Below are 14,644 nucleotides of genomic sequence, written 5' to 3' on the forward strand. Positions count from 1 at the left end.
CCGAGAGGACGCGAGCCGATGAGCGTGCGCCTGACCCTGCAGACGACGCCCGCGCAGGCCGATTCCTGGCTGCTCGACGTCGACGAGGCGACGACCGTCGGCGAGGTGGCCGAGTCGCTCGGCGTGAGCCCGCAGCTGCTCGCGGGCGGCGCAGACCCGGCGACGCCGCTCGCCGGGGCCGGTCTGCTCTCCGGCGCGGTCATCCCCGACCGGGCCGCGCCCGAGCCCGACCCGCGCACCGTGCGCCTGGAGATCGTCGGCGGTCCGTTCGCGGGCCAGACCGTCCCCGTCGAGCGCGGGCAGGCGCTCACCGTCGGCTCGGGCGAGGGCGACGACGTGCGCGTCGCCGACCCGGCGCTCGCACCCGCCCACCTGACGATCCAGATCGCCCTCGGCGGGCCATCCGACCCCCTCCTCGCGACGATCACCCCGGCGGCCGGGGCGAAGGCGCTCGTCAACGACGTCGCGATCACCGCGCCCGAGCGCATCGTGCCGGCCGACCTCGTCCAGATCGGCAGCCTCGTGCTCCGCATCGGCATGGCGCCGCACGCCGACGCCGACCTCACCGACACGATCGGGGGCCGAGGATTCAACCGCCCGTCGCGCGTCCCCGCGCGCGCCGTGCAGCCGTCCATCCAGCTCCCGGGCGACAAGCCGGACGACCCCGATCAGTCGCCTCTGCCGTGGCTGTCGGCCGTCATCCCCGTCGTGCTCGGCGTGACCATGGCCATCCTCTTCCAGCGACCCGTCATGCTGCTCATGGCCGCGGCGAGCCCGATCATGGTGATCGGCTCGTTCCTCACGCAGCGCAAGCTCGCGCAGAAGAAGGGGCTGAAGACCGAGCAGCAGTGGATCGACGAGGTCCGCGTCGCGGGCGAGCGCATCCGCGATCTCGTCAAGCGCCAGCGCCTGGCCGCCTGGTACCGGCTGCCCGACCCCGTGGTCGTGCGCGACATCGTCCTGCGCCCGCTCTCGCGTCTATGGGAGCGGCGCAAGGCCGACGACGACGCCATGGCGCTGCGCGTGGGCGTGACCGAGATCGACCTCGACGTGCGCTTCGAGGGCGGCGGCCGCGACCGCGGCGCCGAGCAGCGCGTCGGCGTCGGGCCCGCGCCCGTGGCCGTCGACTGCCGCGCGGGCGTCGTGGGCGTGGCGGGGCCGGCCGACGCTGTGCGGTCGCTCGCGCGCTCGATGGTGCTGTCGTTCGCGGCGCTGCGCAGCCCCCGCGACGCCGAGGTCATCGTGCTGTGCGACGACGGCGCGGAGGCCGAGTGGGGGTGGACGAGCTGGCTCCCGCACGCGCACACCGCCGAGCACGTGCCCGCCCTCATCGGCAACGACGACGACACGCGCCGCGAGCGGCTGCGGGAGATCGCCGTCGCCCTCGACGTGCGCATGCGGATGGCCGGCCAGCGCGGCTACGAGGCGCCCACCGACGTGCTCGTCGTCGTCGACGGGGCGCGCCGCTTCCGCATGTTGCCCGGCATGGTGCCGCTGCTCGAGCACGGAGCGCAGCACGGCATCCACGTCCTCGCGCTCGACAGCGACCGATCGCGCCTGCCCGAGGAGGCGACGAGCGTCGTGGTCGTCGACCCGTCTGATCCGTCGATGGCGTCGCTCGAGCGGCCGGGCGGCTACTTCCCGTCGGTGCTGCTCGACGGCGTCTCGGTGCCGCAGTGCGAGCGGATGGCCAGGGCGCTGTGCTCGCTCGAGCACGTCTCGGGGGTGGGCGACGAGGCGATGCTGCCGACGAGCGTGCGGATGGTCGACCTCCTCGGGATCGACCTCGAGGATCCGTCGCCGCTCGTGCGCCGCTGGAACGCGCAGCCGCGCAACACCTACGTCGTGGTCGGCGCGAACGCCGACGGGGAGTTCGCCCTCGACATCTCGCGCGACGGCCCGCACGCCCTCGTGGCGGGAACGACCGGATCGGGCAAGTCGGAGTTCCTGCAGGCGCTCGTCGTGGGCCTCGCGATGGCCAACCGGCCGGACGCGCTCAACTTCGTGCTCATCGACTACAAGGGCGGGTCGGCGTTCGCCGACTGCGAGCGCCTGCCGCACACCGTCGGCATGGTCACGAACCTCGACGCGCGCGAGACCGAGCGCGCGCTCGCGTCGCTCGACGCCGAGCTCAAGCGGCGCGAGCAGGTGCTCCGCGAGATGGGCGCGAAGGACGTGGACGCCGCGTGGGCGAAGGATGCCGAGACGGCAGCCCGCCGCGGTCTCGCGCGCCTCATGCTCGTGATCGACGAGTTCGCCGAGCTGCGCACCGAGCTGCCGGAGTTCATCGACGGCCTCGTGCGGATCGCCCGCGTCGGCCGCTCGCTCGGCGTCAACCTCGTGCTGGCGACCCAGCGGCCCTCCGGCGTCGTCACGCCCGAGATGCAGTCGAACATCAACCTGCGCGTCGCCCTGCGCGTGACCGATCGCAACGACTCGTCGGACGTGCTCGGCTCGGGCGAGGCCGCGCTCATCAGCCCGTCGACCCCCGGGCGCGGCTTCGTGCGCCTGGGGCCGTCGGCGGCGCCGATGGGCTTCCAGACGGCGCGCGTCGCGGGCATCCGCCCCGGCGCCGTGCGCGCGACGAAGGTGCTGCCGCCCAAGGCGCCGATCACGTGGGACGCGCTCGGCTTCCCCGTGAAGTACCCGCCCGCTGCCGCGCACGCCGAGAACCACGACCACGACGACACGGATCTGCGCGCGCTCGTGAACCTCATCACGGCCGCGTCGGACCAGCTCGGCATCGCGAAGAACCCGAGCCCGTGGCTCGTCCCGCTGCCGGTGACGCTTCCGGTCGAGCGGTTCGAGGGGGAGGCGCTGCGGGAGACCGAGATCGTCCTCGGCCTGGAGGACGTGCCGAAGGCGCAGGCGCAGCGCACGCTCACGTGGGACATCGCGACCGGCTCGCACCTGCTCTTCGCGGGCGGGGCCCTGTCGGGGCGCACGACGGCGCTGCGCACCGTGCTCGCGCAGGTGGTCGAGCGGGTCGACCCGGGCGACGTGCACCTCTACATCGCCGACTTCGGCAACGGCGCCCTCCTGCCGCTCGCGGACGCCCCGCACTGCGGCGCGGTCGTCACCCAGCTCGACAGCGACCGGCTGCCGCGCCTCATGCAGCGCCTCCTCGAGGACCTCCAGCGCCGCCAGACGGTGCTCTCCAGCGCGGGCGTCGGGCACATCTCCGAGCAGCGGCGGAACGCGCCGGATGCCGCGCTGCCGTTCGCGATCGTCGCGGTCGACGGCTGGGAGCGCCTGCTCTCGTCGATGGGCCCCGACCAGCTCCTCGCCTTCCGCGAGCAGTTCATCCGACTCCTGCGCGAGGGCCCCGCCGTGGGCGTGCGCGTCGTGATGACGGGCGACCGCGGCGTGTTCGGCGACAAGGTCACGAACTTCGTCGACACGCAGTACGTGCTGCCGGTGCGCGACATCGCGGACTATCGCGCGGCGGGCATCCACGCGAAGGATGTGCCGACCGATCTCCCCCAGGGACGCGTGCTCTTCGGCGCCGAGGCGGCGGAGGCGCAGCTGGCCGTGCTCGGGCGCGACACGAGCGGCGAGGCCCAGACGACCGCGCTGCGGCGCGTCGTCGAGCGCGTGCGCGACGCGTTCGACGAGCGCGGGGGAGCGACCGGCCCCGAGCCGTTCCGCGTCGACCCGCTGCCGAAGTACATCGCGCTGTCGGCCGTGCGCGACCTCCCCGTGGCGGAGGGCGACGACCCCGACGGCATCGTCGTCGCGGTCGGGGGCGACCGGCTCGCGCGCTGCACGCTCACGTGGCCGGGCGACGGCGGCTTCGTCGTCTCGGGCACGCGGCGCTCGGGGCGCTCGTCGACGCTCGCCGTCATCCTGCGCCAGCTCGCCGAGCGCGGCGACCACGCGGTCGTCGTGGCGCCCCGGCCCTCGCCGCTCAGCGAGCTCGCGCGCGACATGGGTGTGCCGGTCATCGAGAACACGGCACTCACCCCGCTCGAGCTCGACGAGGTGCTCGCGCCCTTCCCCGGGGTCGTGACGTTCGTGGTCGACGACGTCGAGCAGCTCAAGAACGCCCCGCTCGACCACGCCCTCACGGGCGTGCGGCACCGTGCCGTCTTCATCGTGGCCGTCGACGCCGAGTCGACGTCGACCCTCTTCGGCGGTCCGTTCGTCGAGGCCAAGCGCTCGCGGCGCGCGATCGTGCTCCGCCCGGAGGCCGCGCTCTACGGCACCCAGGCCGCGGGCGCGGCCATCCCGAAGTTCATGCTCGGGCAGGTGCCGATCGGCGGCGGGGTGCTCTCCACACCCCGCGGCTGGCTGCCCGTCCGCGTTCCCGACATCCGCCAGTGAGGAGCTGACATGGCATCGGCACGCTGCGCGTACTGCGCTGCGACACTCGAACCCAGCAGCATGTACTGCCTCGCGTGCGGGCAGCTCGTCCTCACGACGCGCGCCGACCGCGCCGCCGACGACGGGTGGGAGCCGACGGAGCGCTCGGCGGCGCCGGCACCCGTGCCGTCCGCGGAGCCGGCCGCGGCTTCGAGGGCCGCCACCGCGCCATCCGCCCCCGCGTGGACGCCGCCCGACATCGCACCGCCCGCGACCCGTGCCGCGGCCCGGGCGCGCGAGGCGTGGGGCGAGCGGGTCCGACTCGTCTTCTCGACGGGGGAGGACGTCATCGTCTCGGGCAGCGCGGTCATCGGGCGGCGACCCGAGCAGACCGCGGCGACCCTCGGCGCGCAGGCCGTGGAGGTCGCCGACACGACGCGGTCGATGTCGCGCGTGCACCTGTACCTCGAACTCGAGCGGGGCGTCCTGCGGGCGGGCGACGCCGGTTCCGGAAACGGCTCATCGCTGCGCCGCGGCGACCGGACCATTCCGCTCCCCGTGGGCGAGGAGCGGGTCGAGGTGCGCCCGGGCGACGCCCTCCGCGTCGGCGACGTCGACATCGCGCTGTCGCCGGCCTGAGTCGGGGGTGGGGGTGCGGCTGTTGGGGTCGCAGTTCGCGGCCGTATTCGGCGGTTTGGGGCCGGGAAGTGCGACCGGAGTGGTGGGCGCGGTTGTTGGGGTCGCAGTTCGCGGCCGTGTTCGGCGGTTCAGGGCCGGGAAGTGCGACCCGAGTGGTGGGCGCGGCTGCCGGGGTCGCAGTTCGCGGCCGTATTCGGCGGATCAGGGCCGGGAAGTGCGACCGGAGTGGCTGTGCGGCTGCCGGGGTCGCACTTTGCGGCCGTGTTCGGCTGTTTGGGGCCGGGAAGTGCGACCGGAGTGGTGGGCGCGGCTGTCGGGGTCGCAGTTCGCGGCTGTATTCGGCTGTTTGGGGCCGGGAAGTGCGACCGGGATCAGGCGCGACGGCTGCCGAGCGCGTCACGCACGCGTCGGACGAGCTCGCGCGGATTCGCCAGCAGCGGTGCGGTGACCTCGACGACCGTCCACCCCGCTGCGCGCAGTGACGCGATGCGCTCCACGTCGCGGGCCCACGAGGCGCCGTGCAGCATCCCGAGGTACTCGATAGCCACGCGCTCGCGGCGGTAGAGCATGTCGACGCAGGCGAGGAATCGTCCGGAATCGTCGAACACGTCGCCGTTGAGCTCCGGCTCCGGCAATCCGCCGCAGACGAGCTCGAACCGGACGCGCGATTCCTTGGGCGACCAGGCGTCGGGACGGATCCATCCGACCGCCTCGCGCAGCCTGACGATTCCCTGCCACCGGCCGGTCGCGAGCGCGGCCTCGAGCTGCGCGACGGTGGCGAGGGGAGGCCGTCCGGGCGTCGGCCGGCCGACGCCTTCGCGCCAGACTCGGCAGAAGAAGTCGCCGAGAGCGATGAGATCCGGCAGTGGAAGAGTTCCGAGGCCGGCCCAGGTTGTCGCCGGCGAGGTCATGAGCAGGCCGGCGTGCTCGCGGAGCGACGTCATCTTCGCCTGCGCGCGGTGCCGGATGACGCCTCGAGCGCGAGGAAGCGCCGTCGGTCCGATCACACCCACGTGGACGCCGAGGTGCGTCTCGTCCGCGACAGCTCCGTCCGGCGTGAACACGAGGGGCAGCGGCGCGCCCCAGACCGACGCTGCCGTCTCGCGGCAGAAGAAATGCCCCGGGTGCAGGCGATGCGCGTACGCCCTGGCGAGTCGGAGCCGCTGCTGCCGCTGCCGTTCGTAAGGGTCCTCGACCTCGCACGGAGCCAGGTCGACCGTGCGGATGCCGCGAAACGGGCGCCCGAGATCGGCCGCGCGCAGGCGCTTCTCCCCGACGCCCAGCGCGCGTGCGTCGCGCACGGCGAAGGTGTCGCCGAGATCCTGCGGGAGGTTCATCCGGTGCTGGCCCATCTCCTCACCGTCGCACCAGCGCGCCGAGGCGCGTCCGCGCTCTCCACAGCCACCGCGAGCTCTGGCTGGCGGTTCACGCGCGTTCCGGTCGCAGTTCGCGGCCCCCATCGTCGATTTGGGGCCGCAAACTGCGACCTGGGCGGTGGTGGCGCTCGTGCCGGGGGCGGATCCCGGCGGATCCCGGCGGGTCCCGGCGGATCCCGGCGGATGTCGGCGCGTCGACGGCGGCGCTGTGCAGAGGGCGTCGAGAGCGTCCGGGAGACGCCCTCGGCGTCGACGCCGGCGACATCCCCTGCCGCCGGTCCGCCGGCTGCGCCTGGGCACTCCTCCCCACAGACGGATTTCGGGCCCGCGGCTAGCGTGGAGGCGACCCCGATCATCTGGGGTCAGGGGGCACGACTTCACCGCGCAGCGCGGTCACACCACGGAGGAAGAAATGGCAGAGATCAAGGTCACATCCGAGTCGCTCGCCAGCGTCGCGGGACAGCTCTCGAGCGGATCGCAGTCGATCGAGTCGCAGCTGTCGAACCTCAAGTCCCTCGTCGAGGGCCTCATCGCGGGCGACTGGAACGGCCAGGCGTCGCAGAGCTTCAACGAGCTCTACTCGCAGTGGGACCAGGCGGGCATCCAGCTCAAGGAGTCGCTGCAGGGGATCAGCGACCTCCTCAACCAGGCCGCGCTCTCGTACGAGGACAGCGAGTCGGCGATCGCCGCGACGTTCAACGGCTGATCCGTCGCGGTCGTCGGCGTCCGCGCCGACGACCGCGCTGCGTAGGGGGCTTCCATGGTGCAGTTCAGGGTGCGGGCCGAGTCGCTCGCCGAGGTCGCGGGCCTTCTCGGCTCGGTGATCGCGACGTTCGACGGCAACATCTCGTCGGTCGACTCGCAGGTCCAGAACGCGCTTCAGAACTGGAAGGGCGACGACGCCGAGTCGTTCCGGCAGAACTGGTCGCGGTTCGTCGCCCTCTCCGAGCAGGTGCGCCTGTCGCTGACCGGACTGCAGAACGGCCTCATCTCCGCCGGCGTGAGCTACGACACGACCGAGAGCGGGCTCCGCCAGGGGATGGCGCAGACGGTGCCGAGCGTGCAGGGCCTGCGCAAGCACGCCGTGCAGTTCGAGGAGGGCGTCGCCCGAGGCGAGGCCCGCGCCGAGGACATGGCCGAGTTCTTCGGCCGCGACTACGCGGGCGACGACGAGGTCGAGCGCTTCGGGGGAGGCGCTCTCGGCGGTTCGAAGGGCCGCTACACGGGCGGCGGCTCGGGCGACACCGACGGCGACGGCGACGACGACTCGATCGGCACGACGCCGTTCCTGTCGGACGGGTCGGTCGAGGAGCTGCACGGCGACGACAGCGAGCTCGAGGCGGGCTTCGTCGAGACCGAGGACGGCGTCGTGCAGAAGCCCGAGGACGCCGTCGACGCCGGCGACGACGCCTCGGACGGCGGCGCAGCAGCGGATGGCGGCGCGCCAGCGGATGGCGGTGCGGACGCGGGCGAGGACGCCGCCGGGCTCGACGCCCAGGGGCACCCGGCTCCCGCCGATCTGCCGCCGGCTGCGGACTCGTCGATCCACGGCGACGCCGTGCCCGCCGAGTTCGAGCGGCCCGCACCGGAGCAGCGCGCCGAGGCGCCATCGCTCGATGCGCCGTCCTTCGAGGCCTTCGTCGGCGAGCAGCGGGTCGAGGCCCCGTCGCTGCAGGCCGAGTCGCTCCGGGCCGAGATGGGCGCAGTGAGCTTCGAGAGCCCGTCCCTGCAGGCCGAGTCGCTGCAGGCCGACGTCGAGCTCTCGTTCGATGACACGCAGGGGGAGCGATGACCGATCAGCAGGCCGATTCCGCCGAGCTCAAGGCGCTCGAGCAGGCGATGACCGAGCTCGTGGGCTACTGCGACGCGCTCCGGAGCGGGGCGTCCGGGTTCGCGTACATGCTCCCGAACGAGTGGCAGGGGCCCGCCATGCAGGCGTTCCTCGGCGCGTTCAACTCCTGGGCGCTCGGCGCCGAGGCCATGCGCCTGAGTGCGGAGGGCCTGCAGAAGCAGGTGCACGCCTCTCAGGTCGCGTACGAGACCTCGGTCGACGCGATGGAGGACTACTGGTCGACCCTCGCGGCGGCTCTGGGATAGGCACGATGTCGAAAGAAGTGAAGATCACCGCGGCCACGATCGAGGCCGATGCCGCCACGTATCGGAACGCCGCGCAGCAGCTCGAATCGGCCGTCTCGGTCGCGAAGGGATCGCTGAGCGGCGTCGCGGGCATGGCCGGCGACGACAACGCCGCCGAGGACTTCGCCGGCGGCGGCGACGACGGCTACGACGCGACCGCCACGGCCGTTCTCCAGTCGGTCCAGAGCATCGCGAACGGCTACTGGATCATGGCCGCCGCGCTCGAGAACACCGCGCGGATGTACCGCGCCGCGCAGTCTCCCGGTGCGGGTCAGACTCCGACGATCGAGAAGGCGACGGCGACCGAGGTCAAGGACGAGAAGGGCATCGACGCCCCCTCGGCGCTCGGCCCGGGGCTCCCCGGCGTGCTCGGCGAGTTCCAGGAGATCATCGAGTGGGGCCTCCAGCAGGTCGGCGTCGTGATCCCCACGGGCGACGAGGACAAGCTCGCGCGCGGATCGACCGCGTGGATCACCCTCGCGACGACGGTGCGCACCTGCGGCACGACCGCCGACGGCGCGCTCTCGTGGATCGGCGGCATGAGCCTGCCGCAGCAGGCGATGGTCCAGACGTCGCATGACGGCCTCCGCGCCTCCACGACCGCGATCGCCGGCAACGCCGAGAGCCTCGCGACGCGCATCGACGACTTCGTCGAGCAGCTCAAGATCATGCGCGAGCAGCTGAAGGACTTCCTGCAGCAGATGGCGCTCGAGCTCGCCGTGGATCTCGCGATCACGGGCATCCTCGGCGCCCTCACCTTCGGGCTCGGCGCGATCGCGGGCTCCGCCAAGGCCGCCGCGACCGTCGTGCGCTGGGCCATCAAGATCAAGAACCTCATCGACAAGCTGAAGAACGCCCTCCGCGCGATGCGCGGGGCGCGCGGGGTGACGGCACGCGCCGCGCTCGCCGCGGGCCGTGAGGGCCTCCAGTCGGCGATCTCGAGTTCCGTCTCGACGGCGATCATGAACGCCGCGCACGACGAGAACGACCCGTCCTATCAGCAGCAGGATGTCGGCACGGCCTTCATCTCGGCGTTCGCGGGCGGCGCGGTCGCCTCCCCGGTCTCGCGCGGGCTCGGCGGATCGGGCGGCCCCGGCTTCCGGAGCGGGCTGCGCGAGGTCGGCGGCGAGACGGCGGGCGGTGCGCTCGACGGCCTCGCGAGCGGCGCGGTGGATGCCGCGATGAACGGCACCGAGTTCAACCCGCTGAGCGCGGCGGTGGGTGGCATGATCATCGGCGGCGTCATGTCCACCGGCATGCGCGGCGGCACGAGCGCGGTGAACGCGGGCCGGAACGCCCTCGGGCTCAACAACGGGCGCACGGTGACGCCGAACCCGGCGGGCGACACGAGCGGCAACGCCTCGCCGAGCCAGAACGCGAGCACGACGACGAACCTGCCCGACAGCCCGGCCACGGGCGGAAGCGTCGGCGGCGGATCGTCGAACGGCGGCGGCGGCGGGACGGGCCGCACCGACTACGACGGTCCGACCCCCGGCGGCGTGGGCAGCGGCGGCTCGACGACCGCCGGCGGCGGCGGAGCGGGCACGTCGGACTACGACGGCCCGACCCCGGGCGGCGGAGCGGATGGCGGCGGCGCGGGAGGCGACGGCGGTCACGTCGACGTGCCCACCGATGCGAGCCCCGACGCGCCGGCCGAGCTCCCCGGCGACGGCCCCTCGGCCGAGACCCCGGAGAACGGCTCTGCCCCGGAGAACGGTGCAGGCGACAGCGGCACGGATGGCACGACGCCCGACGCGACGCAGAGCACCCCGGAGACCACGTCGCCCGACGGCACCACCCCGGAGAGCACGACGCCGGATGGCACGACCCCGGAGAGCGTGACCCCGGACAGCACGACTCCCGAGGGCACCACGCCGGATGGCACGACCCCGGAGAGCGTGACCCCGGACGGCACCACGCCGGATGGCACGACTCCGGACAGCGTGACCCCGGACGGCACCACGCCGGATGGCGCGACGCCGGATGGCGCGACCCCCGAGGGCGCGACGTCGGATGGCGCGACCCCGGAGAGCGCGACGTCGGACAGCACCACGCCGGATGGCACGGCCCCGGACAGCACCGCGCCGGACAGCACGACTCCCGAGGCCACCACACCGGAGACCACGGCCCCGGACGGTACAGCCCCCGAGGCCACCTCGCCGGAGGCCACCTCCCCGGAGGCCACCTCCCCGGAGTCGGGCGCGCAGACGGATTCTCCGTCGGACGGCTCGGCGGAATCCCCTGCGGCTGACGATTCGGGCGCATCGCCCGAGAGCTCGACAGACCCCGCCTCGAACGCAGACGCGGCCTCGCCGCAGGAGAGCTCGACGAGCACCGAGTCGCCCGACTCGAGCACGGACGCCGCTGCGGACAGCGATCAGACGCCCGCTGCCGCGGCCGCCGGTCGTGCATCGACGCGCGAGACGGACGCGGCGCCGGCCGATGCGGATGCCGGGCAGAGCGCGGGCGACGGCGCCGGAACCGAGGCCGCGACCTCGGCCGAGTCTGACGCCGACGCGTCGTCCGACGCCGATGAGTCAAGCCACACCGACGACTCCGGTGACACCGAGGAGTCCCGCGACGGCGAGAGCGACCAGCAGGACGCGGACCAGCAGGACGCGGAGCAGCAGGATGCCGAGGAGGCTGCCGCGGCCGGAGCGGCTTCCGCCACCGCGGCGGCGGGCGTTCTGGCCGCCCCGCGCGCGATGCCGTTCCGTGGGGCGGGAGCCGGAACCGGCAGCGCCGCCGGCGGTCATGGCGCGGGTGCCGGCAACGGCTCTTCGTCGTCGAGCGACTCGTCGTCCAGCGACCCGATGAGCTCGCCGGATCAGTTCGGGAACGGGTGGGATCGCGCGCAGAGCCCCGTCGGGTCGAACCCGATCGATCCGGCCTACGGCGACCCGCGCGGGCCGGGCAACAGCGGGCAGCTCGATCCGCGGTACACCCACCCGGGCGCGGTCCGCCCGGACGTGCAGCACCTCGTCACGGACCCCGCTGCCCCGTACGGGCGCGACGACGCCGGCAACCCGCTCTCGCAGGCGGACTGGGAGTCGCGGTACACCGACGCGAACAACCGGCCGGTGTATCCCGGCAACGACGGCGGCGACCCGGGGTCGTATCGGCACATCACCGACCTGGACGTGTTCCACCAGAACTACGGCGGGCAGCTCGATCGCATGGGCGGTCCCCAGGGCGACTACTTCTCGCTTCCCGGGACGCCGTTCGAGGCGCGCGCCCTTCCGCCGGGCAACCTCCGCGCGGACTACACGATCCGCGATCTCGTGAGCCTCCCTCCGGGCGGGCGGATCGAGGTCTCCCGGATCGCGCCGGCCTTCGGGCAGCCGGGCGGCGGCCTGCAGGTGCGCATCCTCGACGGCAGCGGCCGGCCGATGTCGCAGGAGGCTCTCGAGCGCGGCGGCCACCTCCGCGATCCCGATGCCCCGGACGCGTCCGACGGATCGAGCACGCGGAACGGCGCCGCGACCGGACACGACGCGGACGCCTCGGATGGCCCTGCGGGCGCCCCGGATGGCGCTGCGGACGCCTCGGATGGCGGTGCGGACGCGGACGAGACGAGTGCGGCCTCCGACGACCAGCCCGCGGCCCAGGAGGGCGAGCGCGACCCGCGGTCGCCCTCGCCCGAGGACAGCCCCGAGCAGATCCGCGACAAGATCGACGAGGCGCTGGGGCAGTCGAACACGGGCTATGACCCGTACGACCTCTCGAACGGGTACGCCGAGAACTGCGGGAACGTCGCGGCGAACATGCACGACTTCCTGGGCGGCCAGCCGATCCGGGATGCCGACACCGGCACGCTCGACATCGACGAGATGGAGGCGCGCACGGGGCTGCCGCAGACCCCGATGACGCCGGATCAGATCGAGGCCACGCTGCGCGCTCAGGGACCCGGCTCCCACTGCGTCGTCGGCGTCGACCGCGGCGACGACCTCGACGGGCACTGGTTCAACGCGGTGTTCGACGGCGAGCAGGTCTGGGTCGTCGACGGCCAGGACGGCACGCGGTCGCCGTGGCCGCCGGACGAGCCCGACGCGACGAACTGGGACGCGTCGATCGACCCGTCCGACGTCGTCGACGGAGGCGACGGCGCGGATGCCGGTGCCGACGGGGACGGCTCGGACGGGGACCGGACGGGCGGGCGGCGGATGCAGCCCGTGCACACGGGACAGGACGCCGCGGGCCGGCACACGTACACGGTCGACTGGGATCGTCCGAGGACGCCGTTCGCGAAGCAGAGGGGGCTGGAGCCGAACGCCGTCTACGAGGTGAAGGGCCGGGGGACGTTCTACACCGACGCTTCCGGCACGGTGACCCGCGTTGAGACCTCGTACAGCTCGGACGGACTGAATCCGGACCTCCACAATCCGCAGCCGAGCACGACCTACGTCGTGACCACGGAGAACGGCAACAGCACCCACACGTTCGAGACGGACCATCGGGGCCGGACGATCGAAGCGCACACCGACAGCCTCGACTTCGACGACGCGCGTCGATCGGAGAGCGTGCAGAGCCGTGTCGGTCGGCAGGGCGGAGCCGACTACGACGGCGGGCACCTGTTCGGCAATCAGTTCGGCGGCGGCGGCGAGAGCGTCAACCTCGTCGCGATGCTCCGCGACGTCAACCAGAACAGCGGAGCGGACAGCTTCTACGCGCTCGAGCAGCACTGGGCCGACCTCCGCCGCGCCCACCCGCAGACGCCGATCGAGGTGCGGATCTCGCCGATCTACGATGGGAACGCCAAGACGCCGGATGTCATCCAAGTCCGCTGGACGGAGAACGGACAGGTGAAGATGAGGGAGTTCTTCAATGACGACATCTGATGACGCGGCGGTCGAACCCCCCTTCCTCGTCGAAGCGCGGGTCCGAGAGGAGATCGCGAGGACCCTGGCGAGCGCCGCACCCGACGACTGGGAGGCCATCCGCTACCGCGCCGCGACCGTCGCCGGCGTCGCGGATGTCACGATCTCCCTCGTGCGGGAGGGACGCGAGGAGCCCTTCCTCGACGCTCCGTCGGTCGCGCTGCCTCGGAGGCGACTCCGCGCGGCGATGTACCGGCCGGGCGAGGGGACCTGGTTCTCGCTCGAGCTCGAGGTGTCGCGGAGCGGATCGGTCGAAGCCCGGTACGACTACGACGGCGAGCCGGCCTTCCACGTCGCCCCGGCGGCGAGCGCATGGGCGCAGGACCAGGAGCGGTTCCCCCGCGATCCGGAGAACCAGCCGGACTGGCTGAAGCGCAAGCTCGAGGAGGCCTCGTCGTGAGCGGCGCATCACCCTCCCCGGCGCAGCAGCGTCTCATCGACGTCGGTGTGGCGTACTGGCGGCGGATGGTGTCGGAGGAGGCTCCGCTCGGCGTCGAGCTGCTGCCGGACGACGATGCGGTCGTCGTCTCGCACGCCGTGCGCGGCGGAGGGCGGATCTACGTCGCCGCCGATGAATCCGTCCTGTTCGCGGGGTCGGGGGCGCCCCCGCACGAGGCCATCGAGGTCTTCCGGTCGGGGCGGCGCACGCCGCCGGAGCAGTTCCGGCCGCGCGACGGCCGCCGGTGACGATGCGCACGAGCTTCTCGGCGCCTCCGCCCCACGGCCCGGACGCGCCCCTCGTCGACGAGGCCGAGCTCGACATCTGGGGTGCGCGTGCGGTCCGACACGCGTCCTGGGCGAGAGAGCTCCTCGGCCGGCTCGCGGCGCAGCGCGGGGAGCATCTCGATCGGGAGAGCCTCCGCTACGCGGTGACGGCGGGTCCGGAAGAGCTCGCGGTCGTGTGGGCAGCGGGGCACGCCGTCGTGTACGTCGCGCCCGACGGCTCCGTGTGGCATGCGGACGCGGAGACCGTGCGCCGAGAGGACTACGAGGACTTCGCACGGGGGGAGCGGACGCCGATCGAGCGGTTCGGCGCGCCGGCTGCCACGGGCGACCTCGCGCGGTCCGCGGTCCCGGGCCTCGCAGAGGATCTGGCCGCGCGCGCGGGACTCGACATGCTCCCTCGTCGAGCAGGGGTGCTGCTCGCGGTGGGCGACATGGAGCTGGAATGGCTCATCGCGGAGGAGGACGGCGTGCTCGTCGCCTATCGCGTCGAGCGGGGTTCCGCGCGAGAGCTCGCGCGATCGTCCGACGCGTCCGTCGCGGTGCGCGCTGTCGAGTCCTCGCTCGGTCTCCTGCGCGACTGAACGGCCG

The 14,644-nt window shown here is 73.3% G+C and carries 10 protein-coding genes; 9 read left to right on the forward strand and 1 reads right to left on the reverse strand.

The window, feature by feature from the left end:
* Window positions 1-18: 18 nt before the first annotated feature.
* Together M1D56_RS00260 and M1D56_RS00265 are read left to right on the forward strand one after the other, a co-directional pair.
* A complete protein-coding gene (locus M1D56_RS00260) occupies window positions 19-4,323 on the forward strand; it encodes an FtsK/SpoIIIE domain-containing protein (protein ID WP_456284279.1) in 4,305 nt (1,434 codons plus the stop codon).
* Window positions 4,324-4,332: 9 nt separating this feature from the next.
* Window positions 4,333-4,941 (forward strand): hypothetical protein, encoded by a 609-nt coding sequence (locus tag M1D56_RS00265; protein ID WP_456284280.1) that lies wholly within the window; start codon window positions 4,333-4,335, stop codon window positions 4,939-4,941.
* Between the two features lie 371 nt (window positions 4,942-5,312).
* Here the strand turns inward: M1D56_RS00265 and M1D56_RS00270 are convergent, their stop codons facing one another.
* Window positions 5,313-6,293, reverse strand: coding sequence for a hypothetical protein (locus M1D56_RS00270; protein ID WP_456284282.1), 981 nt, complete (start codon window positions 6,291-6,293; stop codon window positions 5,313-5,315).
* 436 nt (window positions 6,294-6,729) lie between these two features.
* Here M1D56_RS00270 and M1D56_RS00275 point away from each other — a divergent pair, with 436 nt between their 5' ends.
* From M1D56_RS00275 to M1D56_RS00305, 7 genes are read left to right on the forward strand one after another with little or no spacing between them, the layout of a single operon-like run.
* Window positions 6,730-7,023, forward strand: a complete 294-nt coding sequence (locus M1D56_RS00275) for a WXG100 family type VII secretion target (RefSeq protein WP_271172613.1) — start codon at window positions 6,730-6,732, stop codon at window positions 7,021-7,023.
* Between the two features lie 54 nt (window positions 7,024-7,077).
* Entirely contained in the window at window positions 7,078-8,109 is a 1,032-nt protein-coding gene (locus M1D56_RS00280) for a WXG100 family type VII secretion target (RefSeq protein WP_456284283.1), read from the forward strand.
* Entirely contained in the window at window positions 8,106-8,414 is a 309-nt protein-coding gene (locus tag M1D56_RS00285) for a hypothetical protein (protein ID WP_456284284.1), read from the forward strand. Before M1D56_RS00280 ends, M1D56_RS00285 begins: the two co-directional genes overlap by 4 nt.
* Before the next feature lie 5 nt (window positions 8,415-8,419).
* Complete coding sequence (locus M1D56_RS00290) at window positions 8,420-13,291, forward strand: DNA/RNA non-specific endonuclease (RefSeq protein WP_456284285.1); 4,872 nt, start codon at window positions 8,420-8,422, stop codon at window positions 13,289-13,291.
* Window positions 13,278-13,730 (forward strand): hypothetical protein, encoded by a 453-nt coding sequence (locus M1D56_RS00295; RefSeq protein ID WP_456284286.1) that lies wholly within the window; start codon window positions 13,278-13,280, stop codon window positions 13,728-13,730. The genes M1D56_RS00290 and M1D56_RS00295 overlap by 14 nt, the downstream gene beginning before the upstream one ends.
* Window positions 13,727-14,017 (forward strand): hypothetical protein, encoded by a 291-nt coding sequence (locus M1D56_RS00300; protein WP_271172618.1) that lies wholly within the window; start codon window positions 13,727-13,729, stop codon window positions 14,015-14,017. The genes M1D56_RS00295 and M1D56_RS00300 overlap by 4 nt, the downstream gene beginning before the upstream one ends.
* Window positions 14,014-14,637, forward strand: coding sequence for a hypothetical protein (locus tag M1D56_RS00305; RefSeq protein WP_456284287.1), 624 nt, complete (start codon window positions 14,014-14,016; stop codon window positions 14,635-14,637). The genes M1D56_RS00300 and M1D56_RS00305 overlap by 4 nt, the downstream gene beginning before the upstream one ends.
* The last annotated feature ends 7 nt before the right edge of the window (window positions 14,638-14,644 follow it).

The organism is Microbacterium sp. JZ101, assembly GCF_053903175.1.

What these genes read in the sequence shown, in the direction of transcription:
- M1D56_RS00260 (WP_456284279.1), top strand. Translation starts at nt 19, where the DNA reads ATGAGCGTGCGCCTGACCCTGCAGACGACGCCCGCGCAGGCCGATTCC.
- M1D56_RS00265 (WP_456284280.1), top strand. Translation starts at nt 4,333, where the DNA reads ATGGCATCGGCACGCTGCGCGTACTGCGCTGCGACACTCGAACCCAGC.
- M1D56_RS00270 (WP_456284282.1), bottom strand. Translation starts at nt 6,293, where the DNA reads ATGGGCCAGCACCGGATGAACCTCCCGCAGGATCTCGGCGACACCTTC.
- M1D56_RS00275 (WP_271172613.1), top strand. Translation starts at nt 6,730, where the DNA reads ATGGCAGAGATCAAGGTCACATCCGAGTCGCTCGCCAGCGTCGCGGGA.
- M1D56_RS00280 (WP_456284283.1), top strand. Translation starts at nt 7,078, where the DNA reads ATGGTGCAGTTCAGGGTGCGGGCCGAGTCGCTCGCCGAGGTCGCGGGC.
- M1D56_RS00285 (WP_456284284.1), top strand. Translation starts at nt 8,106, where the DNA reads ATGACCGATCAGCAGGCCGATTCCGCCGAGCTCAAGGCGCTCGAGCAG.
- M1D56_RS00290 (WP_456284285.1), top strand. Translation starts at nt 8,420, where the DNA reads ATGTCGAAAGAAGTGAAGATCACCGCGGCCACGATCGAGGCCGATGCC.
- M1D56_RS00295 (WP_456284286.1), top strand. Translation starts at nt 13,278, where the DNA reads ATGACGACATCTGATGACGCGGCGGTCGAACCCCCCTTCCTCGTCGAA.